The sequence below is a fragment of the Xenorhabdus taiwanensis genome (assembly GCF_036512875.1).
GTDB lineage: Bacteria > Pseudomonadota > Gammaproteobacteria > Enterobacterales > Enterobacteriaceae > Xenorhabdus > Xenorhabdus taiwanensis.
The window spans coordinates 22,499-42,500 of sequence record NZ_AP028978.1 but is presented as its reverse complement, the minus strand read 5'-3'; the positions used below and the strand labels follow the sequence as shown (position 1 = coordinate 42,500).

Annotated in this window: 16 protein-coding genes (1 of these 16 only partly in view); 8 read left to right on the top strand and 8 right to left on the bottom strand. The window is 43.6% G+C overall.

Annotated elements, in window-relative coordinates; translation table 11 throughout:
• A protein-coding gene (mdtD, locus tag ACE1SE_RS00180) for a multidrug transporter subunit MdtD (RefSeq protein ID WP_374052146.1) crosses the window boundary here: on the top strand, window positions 1-1,343 show its 3' portion. Its footprint begins 43 nt before the window's first position; only the last 1,343 of its 1,386 coding nucleotides appear in the window; the start codon falls outside the window, past its left edge; it ends in the stop codon at window positions 1,341-1,343.
• A 12-nt stretch (window positions 1,344-1,355) separates the two neighbouring features.
• Here mdtD and rbsR read toward each other — a convergent pair whose 3' ends face one another.
• The 6 genes from rbsR to ACE1SE_RS00150 all read right to left on the bottom strand — a co-directional run bounded on the left by rbsR (window position 1,356) and on the right by ACE1SE_RS00150 (window position 7,030).
• Entirely contained in the window at window positions 1,356-2,351 is a 996-nt protein-coding gene (rbsR, locus tag ACE1SE_RS00175; protein ID WP_374052145.1) for a ribose operon transcriptional repressor RbsR, read from the bottom strand.
• Between the two features lie 2 nt (window positions 2,352-2,353).
• A complete protein-coding gene (rbsK, locus tag ACE1SE_RS00170) occupies window positions 2,354-3,283 on the bottom strand; it encodes a ribokinase (protein ID WP_374052144.1) in 930 nt (309 codons plus the stop codon).
• 64 nt (window positions 3,284-3,347) lie between these two features.
• Complete coding sequence (gene rbsB / locus ACE1SE_RS00165) at window positions 3,348-4,238, bottom strand: ribose ABC transporter substrate-binding protein RbsB (protein ID WP_374052143.1); 891 nt, start codon at window positions 4,236-4,238, stop codon at window positions 3,348-3,350.
• A gap of 24 nt (window positions 4,239-4,262) precedes the next feature.
• Window positions 4,263-5,234 (bottom strand): ribose ABC transporter permease, encoded by a 972-nt coding sequence (gene rbsC, locus ACE1SE_RS00160; protein WP_374052142.1) that lies wholly within the window; start codon window positions 5,232-5,234, stop codon window positions 4,263-4,265.
• 5 nt (window positions 5,235-5,239) lie between these two features.
• A complete protein-coding gene (gene rbsA, locus ACE1SE_RS00155; protein ID WP_374052141.1) occupies window positions 5,240-6,760 on the bottom strand; it encodes a ribose ABC transporter ATP-binding protein RbsA in 1,521 nt (506 codons plus the stop codon).
• A 114-nt stretch (window positions 6,761-6,874) separates the two neighbouring features.
• Window positions 6,875-7,030: an RbsD/FucU domain-containing protein gene (locus ACE1SE_RS00150; RefSeq protein WP_374052140.1), complete on the bottom strand. Its 156-nt coding sequence runs from the start codon at window positions 7,028-7,030 to the stop codon at window positions 6,875-6,877.
• Between the two features lie 277 nt (window positions 7,031-7,307).
• Between ACE1SE_RS00150 and ravA the strand changes: the two genes are divergently transcribed.
• On the top strand, window positions 7,308-8,801 hold the full coding sequence (ravA, locus tag ACE1SE_RS00145) for an ATPase RavA (protein ID WP_374052139.1): 1,494 nt from the start codon (window positions 7,308-7,310) through the stop codon (window positions 8,799-8,801).
• Window positions 8,802-8,863: 62 nt separating this feature from the next.
• Here ravA and ACE1SE_RS00140 read toward each other — a convergent pair whose 3' ends face one another.
• Complete coding sequence (locus ACE1SE_RS00140) at window positions 8,864-12,346, bottom strand: SNF2-related protein (protein WP_374052138.1); 3,483 nt, start codon at window positions 12,344-12,346, stop codon at window positions 8,864-8,866.
• Between the two features lie 130 nt (window positions 12,347-12,476).
• On the opposite strand from ACE1SE_RS00140, the gene viaA reads away from it, so the two are divergent.
• Window positions 12,477-13,934, top strand: coding sequence for an ATPase RavA stimulator ViaA (viaA, locus tag ACE1SE_RS00135; RefSeq protein ID WP_374052137.1), 1,458 nt, complete (start codon window positions 12,477-12,479; stop codon window positions 13,932-13,934).
• 3 nt (window positions 13,935-13,937) lie between these two features.
• Here viaA and asnA read toward each other — a convergent pair whose 3' ends face one another.
• Window positions 13,938-14,930, bottom strand: coding sequence for an aspartate--ammonia ligase (gene asnA / locus ACE1SE_RS00130; protein WP_374052136.1), 993 nt, complete (start codon window positions 14,928-14,930; stop codon window positions 13,938-13,940).
• 165 nt (window positions 14,931-15,095) lie between these two features.
• On the opposite strand from asnA, the gene asnC reads away from it, so the two are divergent.
• From asnC to atpI, 5 genes are all read left to right on the top strand, one after another.
• A complete protein-coding gene (gene asnC, locus ACE1SE_RS00125; protein WP_086109474.1) occupies window positions 15,096-15,557 on the top strand; it encodes a transcriptional regulator AsnC in 462 nt (153 codons plus the stop codon).
• A gap of 91 nt (window positions 15,558-15,648) precedes the next feature.
• Window positions 15,649-16,089, top strand: coding sequence for an FMN-binding protein MioC (mioC, locus tag ACE1SE_RS00120; protein WP_374053714.1), 441 nt, complete (start codon window positions 15,649-15,651; stop codon window positions 16,087-16,089).
• Between the two features lie 375 nt (window positions 16,090-16,464).
• On the top strand, window positions 16,465-18,354 hold the full coding sequence (gene mnmG / locus ACE1SE_RS00115; RefSeq protein WP_374052135.1) for a tRNA uridine-5-carboxymethylaminomethyl(34) synthesis enzyme MnmG: 1,890 nt from the start codon (window positions 16,465-16,467) through the stop codon (window positions 18,352-18,354).
• An 11-nt stretch (window positions 18,355-18,365) separates the two neighbouring features.
• Window positions 18,366-18,986: a 16S rRNA (guanine(527)-N(7))-methyltransferase RsmG gene (rsmG, locus tag ACE1SE_RS00110; protein ID WP_374052134.1), complete on the top strand. Its 621-nt coding sequence runs from the start codon at window positions 18,366-18,368 to the stop codon at window positions 18,984-18,986.
• Window positions 18,987-19,596: 610 nt separating this feature from the next.
• Window positions 19,597-19,974, top strand: coding sequence for a F0F1 ATP synthase subunit I (gene atpI / locus ACE1SE_RS00105; RefSeq protein WP_374052133.1), 378 nt, complete (start codon window positions 19,597-19,599; stop codon window positions 19,972-19,974).
• Window positions 19,975-20,002: the final 28 nt, after the last annotated feature.

The window sequence follows — 20,002 nt, the reverse complement described above, 5'->3', positions numbered from 1 at the left end:
CGGCGATGGCTTTTTTTATGCAGTCTTTAGATGCCACAATTCTTAATACTGCACTACCGGCGATAGCAAAAAGTCTTAATCACTCTCCACTAGCAATGCAACCCGCCATTGTCAGTTATACCTTAACTGTAGCGATGCTAATTCCCGTAAGCGGTTGGCTCGCCGATAGGTTTGGCACTCGTACGATATTCATTTATGCTGTTTCCTTCTTTTCTTTAGGCTCACTCGCTTGTGCACTGTCACACAATCTCTCTTTCTTAGTTGTATCCCGCGTTATTCAAGGTATAGGTGGGGCAATGATGATGCCTGTTGCTCGCCTGACTTTACTAAGAACATATCCACGTAGCGAATTGCTGCCTATTTTGAATTTTGTCACCATGCCAGGGTTACTGGGCCCGATTTTGGGTCCCATGTTCGGTGGATTGTTAGTGACCTACGCAACATGGCATTGGATTTTCATCATCAATATTCCCATTGGCTTATTAGGTATCATTTACGCCAGAAAGAATATGCCTAATTTAACTATGCCCAAATGCCCTTTCGATTTTTTGGGATTCATGCTGTTTAGTATGAGCTTGGTAACGATTTCGGTCAGCTTTGATTTATTTGGGGATCACTCATTCTCAAGCTATATTCCTCCCGCTTTATTTTTTGGCGGTATCATTATGTTATTGGGGTATATCTTCCATGCCAAAAGACACTCAAATCCCCTTATTAACCTCCAGTTGTTCCAAACACGCACATTTTCAATCGGTATTGCCAGTAATATTGTTACTCGGCTAAGTACTGGTTCGCTTTCATTTATTATTCCTTTGATGCTACAAGTGGGGTTTGGATTTTCAGCAGTCATTGCTGGCATAATGATGGCACCGAATGCGGTTGGTTCAATTTTAGCCAAGTCTTTTGTCACCAATATATTGACCCGCTTTGGATATCGAAACACCCTCATTTGGGTCACGATTATTATTGGTGTAATGATTTCACAATTTTCGCTACAGACACCGGAACTCCCCATCGTATTTTTGATAATCCCTCTTTTTATATTGGGAATGGTAATGTCCACACAGTTCACAGCTATGAATACAATTACCTTGGCTGATCTCAATGATAACAATGCAAGTGCCGGTAACAGCCTGCTGGCAATCACTCAGCAGTTATCCATCAGTTTTGGAGTGACCGTCAGTGCGGCAGTCCTGAGATTTTATGAGTCAATGGAATATGGCTCAGCCATCAGCCACTTCCACTATACTTTGATTACGATGGGAGTGATTACCTTGATTTCCTCTACTGTTTTCCTATTACTGAACAAAGAAGACGGTAATAACTTAATTAAGAAGAAATAAATCAGTTAACGGCTAAGCTACAGAACTTCGTTCGATCAATTTAGGTGTCAACATCAGTTGTTTTGGTTCGCTTTCTGGATTGTCCATTCGATAAAGCAGGCTATCAATCGCCAATTTACCCAATTCATCTTTTGGTTGATGAATAGTTGTCAACGGAGGGATAAGGTAAGGCGCGATTGCAATATCGTCATATCCGATAATCGAGATATCATCCGGCACGGAAAGTCCCTGCTGATACAAAGCTTGATAAGCACCAATCGCCACAGCGTCATTCCCCGCAAATAAAGCTTCCGGTGGTTCAGGTAATTGGAGAAGTTGCTTCATTGATGAGAATCCACCGGCAAATTCAAAATCACTGTAAATCTCATATCCCATGGGGATCTCCAGCCCAGCATCCTGCATTGCTTTTTGGTATCCAGCCAAGCGCTGACGAGCGGGTGTCTTATCACGTGGGCCAGTGATACAAGCAATTTTACGAAAACCTCGACCAATCAAGTAATTGGTAGCCATTTCTCCCCCTTGTAGGGAGTTATCCTTGATAATGTCATAGCAGGTATCAAACGGAGACCAATCCATGATTACCATCGGTACCAATGGGTAGCGACGAAGAGAGTCACTGGGTAGCCTCTGGGTTTCAGAACACATGATTAACAAGCCATCAACGCGCTTTTGCAGCAAGGTTTCCATGCTGCTAATCATACGGGTAATGTTACCTTCGGTATTACACAAAATTAAACTGTATCCCCGTTCGTAACAACTCCTTTCTACACCTCTAACGACTTCGGAAAAAAAAGAGTTATCACTGGCCGTAACCAACATACCAATGGTTTTGGTTTGCTTGACTTTCAAGCTTCTTGCCAAAGCAGACGGCGCATAATTTAATTCCTCAATCGCTGCATTGACTTTCTTTTTCACGTTTTCACTGACATAACGATTGCCATTAATCACATGAGACACTGTTGATGTTGATACGCCCGCCAGACGAGCAACGTCCTTCATGGTAGCCACGGTTAATCCTGTTCAGACAGAAATGCATCAATTTCATTCCGCCACGGAACAGCAGGTTGCGCTCCCTGACGCGTAACTGCAATCGCAGCCGCAGCCTGTGCAAAGCGGATCGACGACAATATCTCTTTTCCTTCCAGCAATCCCGTTACCAAGGCGCCATTAAATGTATCCCCGGCAGCAATTGTGTCGATCGTTTTTACTTTAAACCCGGAAACAATTTTCCCTTCCTTATCTTTTTCACTCAGCCATACACCTCGACTACCCAATGTAATAATGACCGTTTCTATCCCCTTATCATGTAAAGCCTGAGAGGCTCTGTCCGCCCCAACATCATCTTTTACAGCAATGCCAGTTAAATACTCTGCTTCGGTCTCATTCGGCGTGATAATATCTACCAGCGAAAGTAATCGATCCGAGATTTTCTGTGCGGGTGCTGGATTCAAGATCACTTTGGTATGATGTTTCTTAGCCGTTTCAGCAGCAAGTTGTACTGTTTCCAATGGAGTTTCAAGCTGCAATAACAATGCATCAGCTTCTTTGACAACTTGATCATGACGAAGGAAATAATCAGGAGTTAGCCTCCCATTCGCCCCTGCATTAATGCCAATAACATTTTCACCCTGCTGATTGACAAAAATCAGAGCAACGCCCGTTGTTTCCCCTTCAATTACCTCAATTGAGGAAGTATTAATATTATCTTTCGCCAACTGTTGGCAAACACGTATTCCAACATCGTCCTGACCAACACAAGCAATAAATGTAATGTCCGCACCACAACGACCAGCAGCAACTGCCTGATTTGCGCCTTTTCCGCCAAAGGCGGCCTTATACTGTTTTCCCCTCACTGTTTCCCCTGGTTGGGGAAAAGAGTTGAGATTCAATATGTGATCTACATTGATGCTCCCCATCACAACCAGTTTTGCCATACTCATTACATTTATTCCTGTGTAAAAATAATGCAGCCATTAGTTTTAATAGCTGCATGAATAATGTTGATTATTTCTTCACAACTAATTCCAGTTCAACCGGAATAATGGCATCAACTTTTTCACCTTTTAGCACTTTGTCCGCGGTTTGAACACCAATGATACCTATTTGATCTGGACGCTGTGCGATCGTTGCTCCCAATTTACCGCTCTGTACAGCCTTAAGAGCCTCATTAGTGCCATCAAATCCGACAACCAACACATTTTCTTTACCGGCTGCCTGCAATGCTCGCAATGCACCAAGAGCCATTTCATCATTTTGAGCAAAAACAGCTTGTACTGACGGATGGGCTGTCAGCAAGTTTTGCATGACATTCATTCCCTTTGTGCGATCATAATCAGCGGGCTGACTAGCCAACATATTGAATTTGTGCTTTTGGGCTGCCTGACCAAAACCTTCACCACGTTCACGCGCACCTGAAGTTCCTGGAATACCTTCCAATTGAATGACTTTGACATTATTACCTAATTTCCCAGCGATAAAATCAGCTGCCATTTTGGCACCTAAACGACTGTCAGAAGCAATATAGCTGATAACATTGCCCTTATGCGCTGAACGGTCAAGAGTAATAACCGGAATATTCGCTTTATTTGCCACGATCACTGCATTACCAACAGCATCCGAGTCGGTTGGGTTAATTAACATCAATTTTATACCACGAACCGTCAAATCCTGTACATTGGCCAATTCTTTTGCCGGATTATCCTGAGAATCAAGTACAATTAAGTTATATCCCAGCTTATCAGCCTCTTTTTGTGCGCTATCTTTCATTGTGACAAAGAAAGGGTTATTCAAGGTTGAAATAACCAATGCAATGCTATCTTTCGCCAGTGCATTAGCACTTATAGTGACACTCAATGCCATGACGGAGAAAATAGTTGCCAGCTTCTTCATTTTCATATTATTTTTTCCTGTAGAGTGAGGTTATTTACTGCTTTTGTTATCAACCAAGACCGCCAGTAAAATAACAACTGCCTTGACGATCATCTGGTAGTTGGAAGAAATACCTAATAAGTTCAAACCATTATTCAAAAAGCCTAAAATCAACGCACCAATCAACGTACCAACAATTCGACCCTTGCCTCCTGCCAAACTGGTTCCACCCAGTACGACTGCGGCAATAGCATCCAGTTCATAACCGCTTCCAGCCATCGGTTGAGCAGAAGATAATCGGGCAACTTCGATAATACTGGCCAGTGCAGCTAACAGGCCACATAGGGAATAAACGATTATTTTTATTTTATCAACACCAATACCTGATAAACGTGTTGCAGATTCATTTCCGCCTAATGCGTAGATGTAACGACCAAGACGAGTGTGGTGAAGAATAAACCAAGCCGCGACAAACACCAGCGACATAATCCACACAGGCGCAGGTACTCCTAATGGACGTCCAATACCAAACCAACCAAACAGATCAGCATTGTCACTGAAACCGGTATTAATCGGACTCCCATCGGTATAAACCCGAGTCACTCCGCGTAGCAATAACATCATCACCAGTGTTGCAATAAATGCCTGAACCTGGCCTTTTGCAACAATCACACCAGTGCAGGCTCCAATTGCAGCCCCCAATGCCAAAGCCCCAGCCACAGCGACCAACGCATTGATATCTGCGCCAACCATTGATGCCGCTACAGCACCAGTCAGAGCCAACAAAGAGCCAACTGATAGATCAATTCCTGATGTCAGAATAACCAACGTCACGCCTACCGCCATGATAGCGTTGACAGAAGTTTGCTGGAGGATGTTAAACAGGTTATTCAATGTGAAAAAATTGGGGCTAAGGGAAGAAACAATGGCAATCAAAAATAAGAGCGCAATAAGTGATTTCTGCTCCATCAACCATCTTTTCGTAAACCAACGTCGGGAGGCTGGCGCTATACTAGAATTCATATCCATTATCCTTGACCATTCTCTTTTAATTGCATCGTATTTTGTTTACCAACAGCAGCGGCCATCAACACTTCCTGAGAAATACCATTCACATTGAATTCCCCACTGATACGACCTTCATGCATAACCAGAATACGATCACTCATTCCCATCACTTCAGGCATTTCAGAAGAAACCAAAATAATGCTTAAGCCTTCTTTTTTAAACTGGTTGATAAGTTGATAGATTTCCTTTTTCGCCCCAACATCTACGCCTCGGGTTGGCTCATCAAGGATCAACACCTTTGGACGAGTCATCAATCCACGGGCAATCGCAACTTTCTGCTGGTTACCACCGGAAAGCAGCCCCATCGTCTGTTCCATTGAGGGGGTTTTGATATTGAACAACTTAATGAAGTCGGCAACGGATTTTTGTTCTGCGGAGTGATTCAAGAAACAAGAATTTCGGCTGAAATAATGTAGTGCTGTGAGGGACATATTCTCTTTGACCGACATTCCCAAGACTAACCCATCACGCTTGCGGTCTTCTGAAATATAGACAATGCCATTGGTTAGCCCTTCCTGTGGACTATGGATCTTCAGCGGTTTTCCATCAAGCAAGATCTTGCCTTCAGTTTTTGGCAAAGCCCCGTAAATCACCTTCATTAATTCAGTACGACCAGCGCCCATCAGACCGGAGATCCCCAGAATTTCTCCACTAAACAGGGAAAAACTGACATTGTTGATTCCCGATCCAGAGAGGTTTTCCACTTCCAACCGTTTTTCACCTCTCGGTAGATCCAAACGCGGGTATTGTTCCTCCAGCTTGCGCCCCACCATCATTTCGATCAATCGCTCTTCATTCAGAGCATTGATAGGCAGTTCACCAATAAATTGCCCATCACGCAATACCGTCACATCATCACAAATATTAAAAAGCTCTTTCAAACGGTGGGAAATATAGACAATACCACACCCTTGCGCTTTCAGTTCCCGTATGACATGAAACAAGGATTCCGTTTCGGTATCCGTCAAGGCATCTGTAGGTTCATCCATAATGATAACTTTGGATTGGAAACTCAGCACCTTGGCAATTTCTACCATTTGCTGCTCACCAATGGACAATTCAGAAACAAGCCGATGGCTGCTGTAACGGATATTGAGACGCCTCAGCAAGTTATCGGCTTCTTCATACATTTTTTTCCAATTGATGACGCCCAGTTTATTGACGAATTCACGACCCAAAAAAACGTTTTCAGCAATCGTTAGTTGGGGGATGAGGTTTAATTCTTGATGAATAATGCCAATACCCGATTCCAGAGAGGATTTGGGACCAGAGAAAGCCACATCCTGCCCAAGATAGCGGATCGTGCCAGCATCTTTTGTATAAATGCCGGTCAAGACTTTCATCATTGTAGACTTACCGGCACCATTTTCGCCGACTAACGCCATCACTTTCCCGGGATAAACCCGCAGTGCAGCTCCTGACAATGCTTTTACTCCAGGAAAAGCCTTATCAATTCCCTTTAACTCCAGTAATGGCTTCATAATAACCTCAGAAAGTGACACTTTTCTCTTTCAGAATGCTATGACTGACATATTTTAATCGCTATTGCATTTCCCTGTTGTATTTCGAAAACAGCAATACGCTTGGTGATTTGTTCATGTATGCCGATTGTGTTCAATAATTTCAGCGGCCAAAATGGCCGCTTCAACTTGAACTTCCTGAACAACAACATCAAAGACAGATAACAGATCGGGTGTTCCCTGGGTTAGCGCTAAATCAATTCTTTGGGTAGATAATGGGATAGTTTTCATTTTTATAAGCCTCTTAGCGAAACGTTTCGCTAAGAGGCCATCATATAAAGCTAACTATCAAAGACAACATGATTGATACGAAAATGTGATCATCATTGAAACGTTTAAGAAGATGATAATTAGAAGAAAAAAATAACTTATTGAATAAATTAAGCTGAATCGATTTTTTAAAACACACCATTAAAACTTAATAAATTATCACCAAAACCTTTGCATAGGATGAATTTTATCTATAAATAAAGGAAGGTAACTATTCAAACCTTGGTGTGTAAATACTATGCGATTGGTCGAGAAAATATCCCTGTTAGTTCAGTATCTAGAAAGCGGACTATATGAAAGACGGCAAGCCATTCGCCTGTGCCTGTTGGCTGCTTTATGTGGAGAGAGTGTTTTTCTTCTTGGACCACCAGGAATAGCTAAAAGCCTTATCGCACGTCGGCTCAAGTTTGCATTTCAAAACGCTCACGCTTTTGAGTACCTGATGACCCGTTTTTCCACCCCAGAAGAGATCTTCGGCCCCCTTTCCATTCAAGCACTCAAAGATGAAGGACGTTACCAGCGCCTTACCGAAGGTTATTTACCCAAAGCCGAAATCGTTTTCTTAGATGAAATTTGGAAAGCAGGACCCGCCATTTTGAATACGTTACTCACCGCGATCAATGAAAAGAAATTCAGAAATGGCAACCAGGAAGAACAGCTACCGATGCGTTTACTGGTTACAGCCTCCAATGAACTCCCTGATAGCGATAGCAGTCTGGAAGCACTTTACGATCGTATGTTGATCCGACTCTGGTTAGATAAGATTCAGGAAAAGAAAAATTTTCGAGCCTTACTGACTGACCGAAACAATGAAAATGGCAATCCCGTGCCTGCCCATATTCAAATTACCGATGATGAATTTCACCAATGGCAAGACAAGATCAATCAGGTATCCCTGCCAAATCATATCTTCGAACTGATTTATCAATTACGCCAACAAGTAAATGCGACTGAAAATACGGCTGATGTCTCAGATCGCCGTTGGAAAAAATCTATTCGTTTACTACAAGCCAGCGCCTTTTTCAGTGGTAAAAGTGAGATCTCTCCGTTAGACATGGTGCTATTAAAAGATTGCCTATGGCACGACTTGAACACCTTAAAACTTTTATCCCAGTTCTTACATGCCTTATTAACAGAACAGGCTTATTTGCAACATTCCCTTATGCAAAAAATGGAGAAGTTATACCAGCAATGGGTACAGTCCAACCAAGATGAAAAGGACCATTATTCCCTGCAATTAGTCGCCAAATCCTCTCTATTTGGCCGCAAGACTCTTTATTCATTGACCGAAGATATTGCAGAGGAAAAAATAACCCTATTTTTACATCCTTCATTGCACATGCATGGTATTAAAGTCAATTTCATCGAATTAGATAAAAAATCACTGGAAAATACCTTAAAAAATAATACTGGAGAACTCCCTGCCTGCTTAAATGGCATTGGTTTTCCTCAAACTATCACGGCCGAAATCAATGAAAAGAACCAGCTCACAGTGCTGGATATTAGCCGTAATAGCGCTGTTCTCTGCCTATCTGGTTCCGCAAAAAACACTAATACAGAATGGCGTGAAAAGCTGGCATCTATCAGCGATGAAATTCAACAACAACGCTATCTGTTTAATCAACATCAACCCTGTTTATTTATCGAAGAACACTGGCTTGCCAACATCGAGCAGAGTTTCCTGCAATTAACCGAAAAACAGAAACAATTGAGATCAAAAATGGGGAAGTAATACCGTGTGGATCTTCTGCAAGGGAGCGACAAATATCATCTCCCTTGAGATAAAGTCATGCATCAAGCAAGCGTAAACAGTTCTCTAAGCGCTTGTGTATCCAGATTGCCTATCCATTGCTCTCCACTACCTACCACCATATCCGCTAGCTCACGTTTGCGCTGGATCATTTCGTTAATGCGTTCTTCAAAAGTGGCACTGGTAATAAAACGATGCACTTGCACATTACGCTGTTGACCAATGCGATACGCACGGTCAGTGGCCTGCGCCTCCACCGCAGGATTCCACCATAAATCGAAGTGAATCACGTTTGAGGCGGCAGTCAGGTTGAGACCCGTGCCTCCGGCTTTGAGGGATAACAGAAACACCCGCTCAGTGCGGTCGGTCTGAAATTTCTCCACCATTTCGTCACGTTTGGAGCGGGACAGGCCACCATGCAGGAACATCGGGGACTGCCCGTAGCGTTGCCGCAACCAGTGAGCCAGTAATTCCCCCATTTCACGGAACTGAGTGAAAATGAGTGTCTTCTCGTGTCTGGCATGTATATCGTCGAGCAGATCGAACAAACGTTCGAGTTTACCAGAAGTCATGGCATCGCTGGCCGGTTGTTTCAGGTACAGATCGGGATGATTGCAGATCTGTTTTAGCGCCAGAATCATTTGTAATACCAAACCCTGGCGTTTGAATTGATCTTCTTCGGCTTCAAGAGTCAGCAGACCTTCACGCACCACCGATTCATACAGTGCGATTTGCGTTGCCGTCAAGGTGCAGTATTGATCACTCTCAATCTTGTCGGGCAAGTCTCTGATCACGTTACGATCGGACTTAAGGCGGCGCAAGAGAAAGGGAGCGGTGATGCGTTGGAAGCGTTCCGCTACCTGCCGATCGCGGTTGATTTGGATCGGCGTAGTGTAATCTTTCTCGAAACGTTTAAGTGTGCCCAGATAACCGCGATTGACGAAATCCATTAAACTCCAGTACTCAGACAGACGGTTTTCAACGGGAGTACCACTCATGGCGATATAGCCAGCAGCAGGAATGGATTTGATCGCTTTGGTTTGCGCGGCCGACGGGTTTTTGATGTTCTGCGCTTCATCTACCACCAGCACCCGCCAGGACATAACTTTGAGCGTGGTTACCGCACTACGAACAATACCATAGGTAGTCAATAAAACGTCCGGCCGTTCGCGAGCCAATTCACGTTTGCTGCCATGAAATACGTCAATGCTGATCGTTGGCGCAAAGCGAGCTATTTCCCTCTGCCAATTGGTCAGCAAACTGGTGGGAACCACTATCAGTGCTTTAGATTGTTCTAAGGCACCGTCCTGCTTGAGCTTGAGCAGAGCAGCGATTACTTGCAGCGTTTTTCCAAGCCCCATATCATCAGCAATAACGCTGCCAAATCCTACCTGTAAATTGCGCAACATCCAAGCGTAGCCGCGTTGTTGATATGGGCGCAAAGTAGCGTTGAGGTCGCTCGGTAAGGGCATTTCACCCGATTCCCTCAACTCAGTCAGCAGTTGTAGCGTGTTGTCGTCGAGCTGCTTTACCGGTGTTCCACCATATTCACCAGCCAATGCAGTGCGCAGTAATTCAGTGCCCGACAATTTAGAAGGGCGCTCCAGTTGGGCTTGCAAACGCGCAATTTCTTCCGGATCGAGGTAAACATATTCTCCTTTGAAACGCACCACACCCGTTGCGCCTTGAACCAATTGCTCGAACTCAGCATGAGTCAAATAATGTTCACCCAGCGCTACCCGCCAATCGAAAGTCAGGATTTCATCGACCCTCAATGGATTGCTTCCCAACCCCTGTGCCCGACTGGATACATTCATCGACAATCGAGGGCGTAACAATCGCTCCAGCGATTTGGGTAACAAAGTACGAATGCCGAGCAGTTGAATAACAGGCAGTGTGTTGAATAATAGCTCAGGCAGTTGTTCAGCCGTCAGTACAACAGGAGAACGCGCTCCCTGTTTCAAGTAGTCATTAAGAGATGGAAAAAATTCAGCCAACAGAACGACCGTCTGCAAGATGCCGAAACGCGCCTGACTCCATTCTTGCTCAGTCAACACGCTGTGCAACGGAACCGGTGGTGTCAACAAGGCTGATTTGGGCTGAATAGCCAACCCCACTTCGAAATCGCCGAACACCTCCTCATCCAAGTTCAGCACGAGAGAATAGTTCCGTTCGGCCAGATGATAACGTGCAAACCAAGTCTGTAAAGCAGGGCCAATAGCACTTTCCTCCGAGCTATCAAAACTTTTTGGTTCACCACTGAATAACAGGGACAAGATTTTATTGTCGCGCGGCTTTTCCCTGACATAATCTGATTCCATTCGCAGGTAATAACCGAGAAATGCCGCACATAGCGCACAAGCCTGCATTATCGGTGAAATAGTCTGGTTCCGACTCAACACGGCCAGTTGCGATGGCAATCCTCTTGCCAGAAGCGCCATCTGTTCAGCAACCCGATTATCAAGCATGGCCGGTAACCAACGCACTCCCAGAACATCTGGTGCCACAGAAAACACCTGTGGCACCACCGCTCCGTGAGCCAACAGATGCAAAGATATCATGCGCAGGTGGAACAGTGCAGCCACCTCTGGTTGCCTGTCCGGTAAGTCTGCTGGCGTGAGTTGTGCCAGTGCGGTATCCAGTTCTTCAATGGAATACAGGCCATTGACACCGCTGATGATGGCATCGCCCTCCCGACTCAGGGTGATACGAGGGCAGTGGGGAGCCAACAACGTGACTGTAGGCATATCCATCAGAATCTTGCCATCCAACACCTTGCGGGCAAACTTAGCCACCCGCGTCAGTACTCTCTGCATCACCTTGCGCAGATCGCCCTCAGGGAAAAAAACAGTCTGTGTTGGCAGTACCGACAATAGTGGCTCAGACAACGATGGCAAATCAGCATAAGCCAACATTTCCAGCGCCATCGGATCCGGCGGATTAGCCTCTGCCGACGTCTCATCTTCCATTAACAGAGCCGACAAAGGCGGCACACTGACCACCACCTCGCGCTCAATATTAATCCCTCGTGCTTTTAGCTGCTGAATCAGATCCACACCACGCAGGGAGAATACCAGAAAAGGATTACTGTCGATTTGACGACTGATCAAGTAAATCGTTGCCGCCAAGTGCTTACAAGGCACTGCCCAGTCGGGACAAGAACATCTCATCGTTAAATCTTTCCATTGGGATGGAAAGATGGCAATATCCAAGCGGTTAGCCTGCTCTAATACTGAAGGATCTAATTCCCGATTGAGCAGACGAGCGATCACACCAGGATCATCCACCAACACGTCAAGCAATCGATCGACTTGTTTCTGGGTCAGTGAGGGGACTTGAATTAAAACTTGATAAGGTAATGGACGAGAACCTAGCACCTTAGCCTGCAAAGTGCCGCCCTTCAATGTCAGATTCTTGACCGCACCTTTATTAGCGTAAGTTTTCCCACGTGGCAACCGGTTGTCATAATCTATATTAGTGAGAGCGTTCAGCCACTGTTTACCCCACCAGGAATTGCCATAACTCATGTTATTTACCAAAGAAGACAGAAAATATAGACTGAATTTTACGAGTTTTAGTGACAAAGCGCATGGCTATCTCTGCAACATTAGCACATCCCCCACAAGGGGAAACTGAGATCAAAAATGGGGTTGTTTCATGTTAATGCTGACCACACTCGATCTCTTGCTCTCTGTCAATGAAGGGGAGCTGATCGAAGAGATCATCTTGATACTGCTGAGTGCCCCTCAGTTAGTTATTTTCTTTGAAAAACATCCAAGACTTAAACAAGCATTGATGCAAGATCTTCCTGCATGGCAGCAAATATTGCGGCAAAGAATAAATGAAACCGCGATCCCCCCCCTATTGGTTGAAGAATTTCAGTTATACCAATACATGCAGACAATTAACACGACAGCGTTCTATCAACAGTTACCTAACATAGTAGAGAAACTGCAACAACTCGAATCTCCCTTTGCCAAAGAAGCCGGTACACTATCCAAAGCATTCTCTGAATATACCTCTTCAGGACAAATATTGTTTATCCAACGCTGGCGCCTCAGCTTGATCCTGCAAGCGACGACATTTAACAAGGCACTATTAGAACAAGAAAAAGAGCAACTCCTTGCAGAGATCCAAAAACGATTGACCCTAAGTAGTAACCTTGATCCCATATTTGATCACAATGATCACGCGGCAAGTAGATTATGGGATATGAGTAAAGGACAACTTCACCTGTCTACGCAAAATATACAACTATTTACTCTCTATGCTGATTTTCTTAAGCAGCAACCTGAGCTGGAAAAACTGGCACAATTGCTCGGCCGCAGTCAAACAGCAAAATCAATTCCTAAAGAAATCCCAATTCTGGAACCATTCACCCAATTCGAAAGAGTGCCAGATACTATACCTGAGCAAATTAGCGGAATTAGGCAAGGCGACGATATCTTAAGGTTATTACCCACCGAGTTGGCTATGCTAGGCATTGAAGAGTTGGAATACGAATTTTATCGGCGTCTGGTGGAGAAAAAATTACTGTCCTATCGCTTACAAGGGGACGATTGGCAAGCAAAAAACACACTCAAACCCGTCACTCATCACCACAGTAAAAAACAGCCTCAGGGTCCATTTATTGTTTGTGTTGATACTTCAGGCTCAATGGGGGAGTTTAATGAACGGTGTGCAAAAGCATTCTGTCTGGCTTTGATGCGTATCGCACTAGCGGATAATCGTCACTGCCATATTATGTTGTTCTCGGCACAACTCACCCATTATGACGTAACATCACCGAATGGGCTAACTCAAGCAATGCATTTTCTGGGGCAAACATTTAGAGGAGGAACCGATCTGGCATCTTGTTTAGATGCAACCGTTAAAAAAATGGAAGAAAATATCTGGGAAGATGCTGATGCTGTTGTTATTTCAGATTTCATTGCCCAACGATTGCCAGGCTCCCTAATCCATCAGATAAAAAATCTGCAACAGCATCAACAACACCGCTTCCATGCGGTCTCCCTTTCCCACTATGGAAAACCCGGTATTATGCAGATATTCGACCATATCTGGCGTTTTGATACCGGGCTTACAAGCCGTTTACGAAGAAAGTGGCGAAATTAAAACTCAGAGCACACCTTCAACTGATTCAATGATTTCAGGTGACCAGACACCGCACTGAACCTGACCAATATGTGCCATTTGCAGCAGCAACATCACCAAACGGGATTGACCAATACCACCACCGATAGATTGTGGCATATCACCTTTGAGCAGCGCCTGGTGCCAATCATATTGCAAGCGATCTTCATCACCAGTCAGTGCAAGCTGACGTTCCAGAGCCTCTGCATCAACACGGATACCCATTGAAGAAATTTCAAAAGCATCCTGTAAAACAGGGTTCCAGACAATAATGTCACCGTTTAAGCCAAAGAAACCATCACAGTTCGGTGTAGTCCAATCGTCATAATCCGGCGCACGTACATCATGAGCCTGATCATCAGACAACTTACCACCAATGCCCATCAGGAAAATTGCACCAAACTCTTTAGCAGCCTCACGCTCACGACCTTTAGCATCCAGATCAGGGTAACGTTTTAGAAGCTCTTCACTGTGGATAAAGTGAATTTGATCTGGCAGGAACGGTGCCAGACCAAATTCCTTACTTACCGCTTGTTGTGTTTCTTTTATTGCTTCGTAGATTTTACCTACTGTCTGTTTTAGATAGTCGAGTGAACGCTGACCTTCACCCATCACTTTCTCCCAATCCCACTGATCAACAAAGACAGAGTGGATAGGTGTCAAGCGATCTTCATCAGGACGCAGAGCTTTCATGTGAGTATACAATCCTTGCTCAGATTGAAAACCAAAGCGACCTAATGTCTTACGTTTCCATTTCGCTAGAGAATGAACTACTTCAAAGGTATCGTCCGGCAAAGTTTTCACTTTCACCTGAACTGCTTTTTCGTGGCCAGATAAGTTGTCCTGAGTACCATCACCAAGACGACTCAAGATAGGACCTTGAACTTCGATTAAGCCAAGTTTTTTCTCTAACAGACGGGAAAAGTATGATTTAACAAAACTAATCTGCTGTTGTTTCTCAATAAAGGATGTTTTCATGATGCAACTCTCAAAATTTTTAATGGCCCTGTGTCCTGTTGATATAGATTAAGCAACAAAATGAGGTACAAATTCAATATCTGATAATAAAAATATTGTATAAGATTTATAAATGATAATTTTTACACTATAAAAATGAATATTATTTAAAAATAGGGGTTAAAAATGGCAGAAATTTATCAGATCGATAATTTAGATCGTGACATACTTCACGCTTTAATGGAGAACGCACGTACACCTTACGCAGAATTAGCCAAAAAATTCTCAGTCAGTCCGGGAACCATTCATGTCCGCGTAGAAAAAATGAAGCAATCAGGGATTATTACGGGAACTCGGGTGGATATCAGCGCCAAACAACTGGGGTTTGATGTGTGCTGCTTTATCGGCATCATATTGAAAAGCGCCAAAGATTATCCGGCAGCATTGAAGAAACTCGATATGCTTGATGAGGTCGTTGAAGTTTATTACACCACAGGGCACTACAGCATTTTCATTAAAGTCATGTGCCGATCCATCGAAGCTCTTCAGGACGTACTTATCAACAAGATCCAGACGATTGACGAAATCCAGTCAACAGAAACATTGATCTCCCTGCAAAACCCGATAATGAGGACAATAAAACCTTAAAACGAAAAACCAGTTAACCACATTATCCACAGGTAGATCCCAATAGATTCACTGCGTACAATAGTTGTTCTTTAATTTAGCAAGGATCATGATGAGTACAATAACCTTAATCAGCGGCAGCACAATGGGCAGCGCCGAATATGTCACAGAACATATAGCTGAGATCTTAGAAAATAACGGTTTTTCAACAGAGATGCTTCATGGCCCCTCACTGGAAGATCTTCCACTTGAAGGATTATGGCTTGTGGTTACGTCAACACATGGCGCTGGAGACTTACCTGATAATCTCCAGCCTCTGGCAGATGAGATCACACAACGGCAACCGGATCTCAGTAATATCACATTTGGTGCAGTCGGTATCGGCAGTTCCGAATATGACACCTTCTGTGGCGCGATAAGATCACTGGAACGCTTATTGGAAGATCACGGAGCAAAACGGATCGGCGATCGATTAGAAATCGACATTCTGCAACATGAAATTCCCGAAGATCCAGCCGAAGAATGGGTTAAAGAGTGGGCAAAGTTACTCTGATCCGATTAAAAATATAACGATCATCTGTGGATAACTTATCTGAAAAGCAGGGGTTAACCCGTAGTTATCCATTTAACAACTGAGTTCAAATCGAGTGACTGTGAATAACTTAGCTTTTAGATCCCAGCTTATACTGAGTTGGATCACGGATCATTCACAGCAAATGATCCTTTACAGCATCATGATCTTTATATGGAAAATCCACTTATCCACAGATGATCGTGATCCTAATAAAAGATCTAATAAAGAGATCTTTAAATAAAAAGATCTTCTTTTAATTAATGATGATCTCTCACCTCTTGGTCTGAGGTCCAAACTTGAGTAGAATTCTCTCCCTAATGCATATGAAGCATTCTCACTATTGAAGGTTCGCACATGTTTTATCCAGAGCACTTTGACGTCATCATTATCGGCGGGGGTCATGCCGGTACTGAAGCGGCGATGGCCTCCGCACGTATGGGGCGTCAAACCTTACTACTGACTCACAATATTGATACATTGGGCCAGATGTCATGTAATCCAGCCATTGGTGGGATCGGTAAAGGGCATCTGGTAAAAGAGATCGATGCACTTGGTGGCCTAATGGCAAAAGCCACAGATCAGGCCGGTATTCAGTTTAGAACACTCAATGCCAGCAAAGGGCCGGCTGTTCGAGCAACACGAGCACAAGCGGATCGAGTACTTTACCGACAAGCTGTAAGAACAGCACTGGAAAATCAACCTAACTTGATGATCTTCCAGCAACCCGTTGAAGATCTCATGGTTGAAAATAACACTGTTACAGGTGTTATCACTCGTATGGGATTGAAATTTAAAGCTAAATCTGTAGTTCTGACAGTAGGAACTTTCCTTGATGGAAAAATTCACATCGGATTGGAAAATTACAGTGGAGGACGAGCAGGTGATCCTCCGGCGATCTCATTATCTCACCGTTTACGTGAACTGCCCCTGCGTGTAGCTCGCCTGAAAACAGGCACACCACCTCGCATTGATGCACGATCCATTGATTTTAGCCAGCTTGAACAACAACTGGGCGATAACCTAACACCCGTATTTTCATTCATGGGGAATGTCGATCAACACCCACGGCAGATCCCGTGCTACATCACACATACCAATGAAAAAACCCATGAAGTGATCCGCAATAACTTGGATCGCAGTCCAATGTATGCGGGGATCATCGAAGGAATAGGCCCTCGTTACTGTCCTTCCATCGAAGACAAAGTTATGCGTTTTGCGGATCGTAACGCTCACCAGATCTTCCTGGAACCAGAAGGATTGACCAGTAACGAAATCTATCCAAACGGTATTTCTACCAGTTTGCCATTCGATGTTCAGATGCAAATTGTTCACTCCATGAAAGGCATGGAGAATGCCCGTATTATTCGCCCTGGCTATGCGATCGAATATGACTTCTTCGATCCACGTGATTTAAAGCAAACACTGGAAAGTAAATTTATTCACGGTCTGTTCTTTGCTGGTCAGATCAATGGCACCACTGGGTATGAAGAAGCGGCTGCGCAGGGATTACTGGCTGGTCTCAATGCTGCACGTTATGCCAATGGTGAAGACGGTTGGTTCCCACGCCGTGATCAGGCTTATATTGGCGTTTTGGTCGATGATCTATGCACACTCGGCACTAAAGAGCCTTACCGCATGTTCACCTCCCGCGCTGAATATCGTTTGATGCTACGTGAAGACAATGCGGATCTTCGACTGACTGAACAAGGCCGCAAACTTGGCTTGGTTGATGATCTCCGTTGGGAACATTACTGCCGCAAATTTGAAATGATCGAACAGGAACGCCAGCGCCTGCGCAATATTTGGGTTCATCCTCATTCTGATAACTTAGAGGATATCAACCAGATGCTGAAAACACCGCTGTCAAAAGAAGCCAACGGTGAAGATTTGCTGCGTCGCCCTGAGATGAATTATGAATTGTTGACATCGTTACCACGTTTTTCTCCCGGGCTGACTGAGCCTCAAGCTGCGGATCAAGTTGAAATTCAAGTGAAATATGAAGGCTATATCGCCCGTCAGCAAGAAGAGATCGAAAAACAATTACGTAATGAAAATACCGCACTGCCTGTTGATTTGGATTATCAACAAGTGAGCGGACTTTCCAACGAAGTTATTGCAAAACTGAATGACCATAAACCAAGTTCAATTGGCCAGGCTTCACGTATTTCAGGTATCACTCCAGCAGCAATTTCTATTTTGCTGGTATGGCTGAAAAAACAAGGTTTATTGCGTCGTAGCGCTTAAGGAGGCAGATTTTGCTTAACAAATTGGAATCACTGTTGGCGAAAACTGACATTAAGTTATCACTGTCACAAAAACAGCAGCTCGTTGCCTATGTTGACATGCTGAATAAATGGAACAAGGCTTATAACCTGACATCTGTCCGTGATCCGGAACAGATGCTGGTTCGGCATATTATGGATAGCATCGCTGTTAATCCATTCCTGCATGGAACACGTTTTATTGATGTTGGAACAGGGCCTGGCTTGCCTGGAATCCCGCTGGCAATTGTACGCCCAGATTCTCATTTCACTTTATTAGATAGTTTGGGAAAACGCGTTCGCTTTTTGCGTCAGGTTCAACATGAATTAGGTTTGAACAATATTGAGCCTGTACAGAGCCGGGTTGAAGAATTTATTCCTGAACCTCTTTTTGATGGAGTGATTAGCCGTGCATTTGCTTCACTGCAAGACATGCTGTCATGGTGCAACCATCTTCCTAAACCACTTGAAGGGCGTTTTTATGCTTTGAAAGGTGTACTGCCGGAAGATGAATTGGCTGAATTGCCAACGGGGATTGTGCTCGACACCGTTGTTCCTCTCCTGGTTGCAGAGTTAGATGAACAGCGTCATTTGGTAATACTTAAGTCAAACTAACTTTGCTATTTGTCAATAAAAATCTAAATAATGAGTGACGTAAACTACACTTAAAATGTAACTGGCGTTACTCATTATTCTTTTCCGTGGATTCAACTTTATTTACTGATGATTTACAGAAAACCAACGTTATTTTTATATTGGTAGAATTTCTCTTTTCAAAGGTTGCTATCGATTTTCTTTATAAATAAATTTTAGAGAAAGCGAGAAAATAATCATTTAGCCTTTTTTATCGATATATCAGATAAAACTTCATAGGTATAATATTAATAGTTTGATTTTCGATAAAAAAAATAAAAGATTTTTATCACATATTTAATGATAAATATAATTAATGGTTTTTGTTTAATGTGATGTATATCACGTTTAATTTTGAGGTCATACCATTACTTATTGCGGAATATTAAATGGTATTTGTGAGCGATCTAGCACCAAAGTTAGAAATTTAAATAATTATTCACTTTTTCGCTACTTATGGATTGAATTCATTTTGGCGGGCCGTATAATTTGCACGTTTTTGTCACTTGACACTCTTAAGCAAAGCCAGTTTTATACAACATTCAGCAAAGCCTGATATGTGATGGTGTACCACAGGGGGAAAACAAAAGTCATGTCTGTATCCCTTTACAGCGATAGAATGGCACTGAAACTGTTATTTTTGCAGTTAATGACTTTTGTTATTCTCAGTGTAGCTTTTTGTACCAAAAGTATAGAGTGGGGCGCTTCTGCTTTTGCTGGTGGGCTAGCATGTTGGCTACCAAATGCCATTTTTATGCTACTTAGCCGCTTCCAAAAGGTAAAAGAAGAAGGGGCTCCAGTACGGATTGCATGGTTTTTCGCGATTAGCGAAGGGGTGAAGGTTATCATTACGATAATCGTGCTGATAGTCGCTTTAGGGGTGTTCAAGGCGGCATTTGCACCACTTGGTGTGGCCTATTTAGCGGTGCTGATTGTGCAGATCATCGCACCTGCCGTAATGAACGGTTAGCGTTTTTAACAACAAAAGGGTAAAAAGC

Bases quoted from the DNA above. Each gene is read 5' to 3' on its own strand.
- rbsK (WP_374052144.1), bottom strand. From the start codon at position 3,283: ATGAGTATGGCAAAACTGGTTGTGATGGGGAGCATCAATGTAGATCAC.
- rbsB (WP_374052143.1), bottom strand. From the start codon at position 4,238: ATGAAAATGAAGAAGCTGGCAACTATTTTCTCCGTCATGGCATTGAGT.
- rbsC (WP_374052142.1), bottom strand. From the start codon at position 5,234: ATGAATTCTAGTATAGCGCCAGCCTCCCGACGTTGGTTTACGAAAAGA.
- rbsA (WP_374052141.1), bottom strand. From the start codon at position 6,760: ATGAAGCCATTACTGGAGTTAAAGGGAATTGATAAGGCTTTTCCTGGA.
- ACE1SE_RS00150 (WP_374052140.1), bottom strand. From the start codon at position 7,030: ATGAAAACTATCCCATTATCTACCCAAAGAATTGATTTAGCGCTAACC.
- ravA (WP_374052139.1), top strand. From the start codon at position 7,308: ATGCGATTGGTCGAGAAAATATCCCTGTTAGTTCAGTATCTAGAAAGC.
- ACE1SE_RS00140 (WP_374052138.1), bottom strand. From the start codon at position 12,346: ATGAGTTATGGCAATTCCTGGTGGGGTAAACAGTGGCTGAACGCTCTC.
- viaA (WP_374052137.1), top strand. From the start codon at position 12,477: ATGTTAATGCTGACCACACTCGATCTCTTGCTCTCTGTCAATGAAGGG.
- asnA (WP_374052136.1), bottom strand. From the start codon at position 14,930: ATGAAAACATCCTTTATTGAGAAACAACAGCAGATTAGTTTTGTTAAA.
- asnC (WP_086109474.1), top strand. From the start codon at position 15,096: ATGGCAGAAATTTATCAGATCGATAATTTAGATCGTGACATACTTCAC.
- mioC (WP_374053714.1), top strand. From the start codon at position 15,649: ATGAGTACAATAACCTTAATCAGCGGCAGCACAATGGGCAGCGCCGAA.
- mnmG (WP_374052135.1), top strand. From the start codon at position 16,465: ATGTTTTATCCAGAGCACTTTGACGTCATCATTATCGGCGGGGGTCAT.
- atpI (WP_374052133.1), top strand. From the start codon at position 19,597: ATGTCTGTATCCCTTTACAGCGATAGAATGGCACTGAAACTGTTATTT.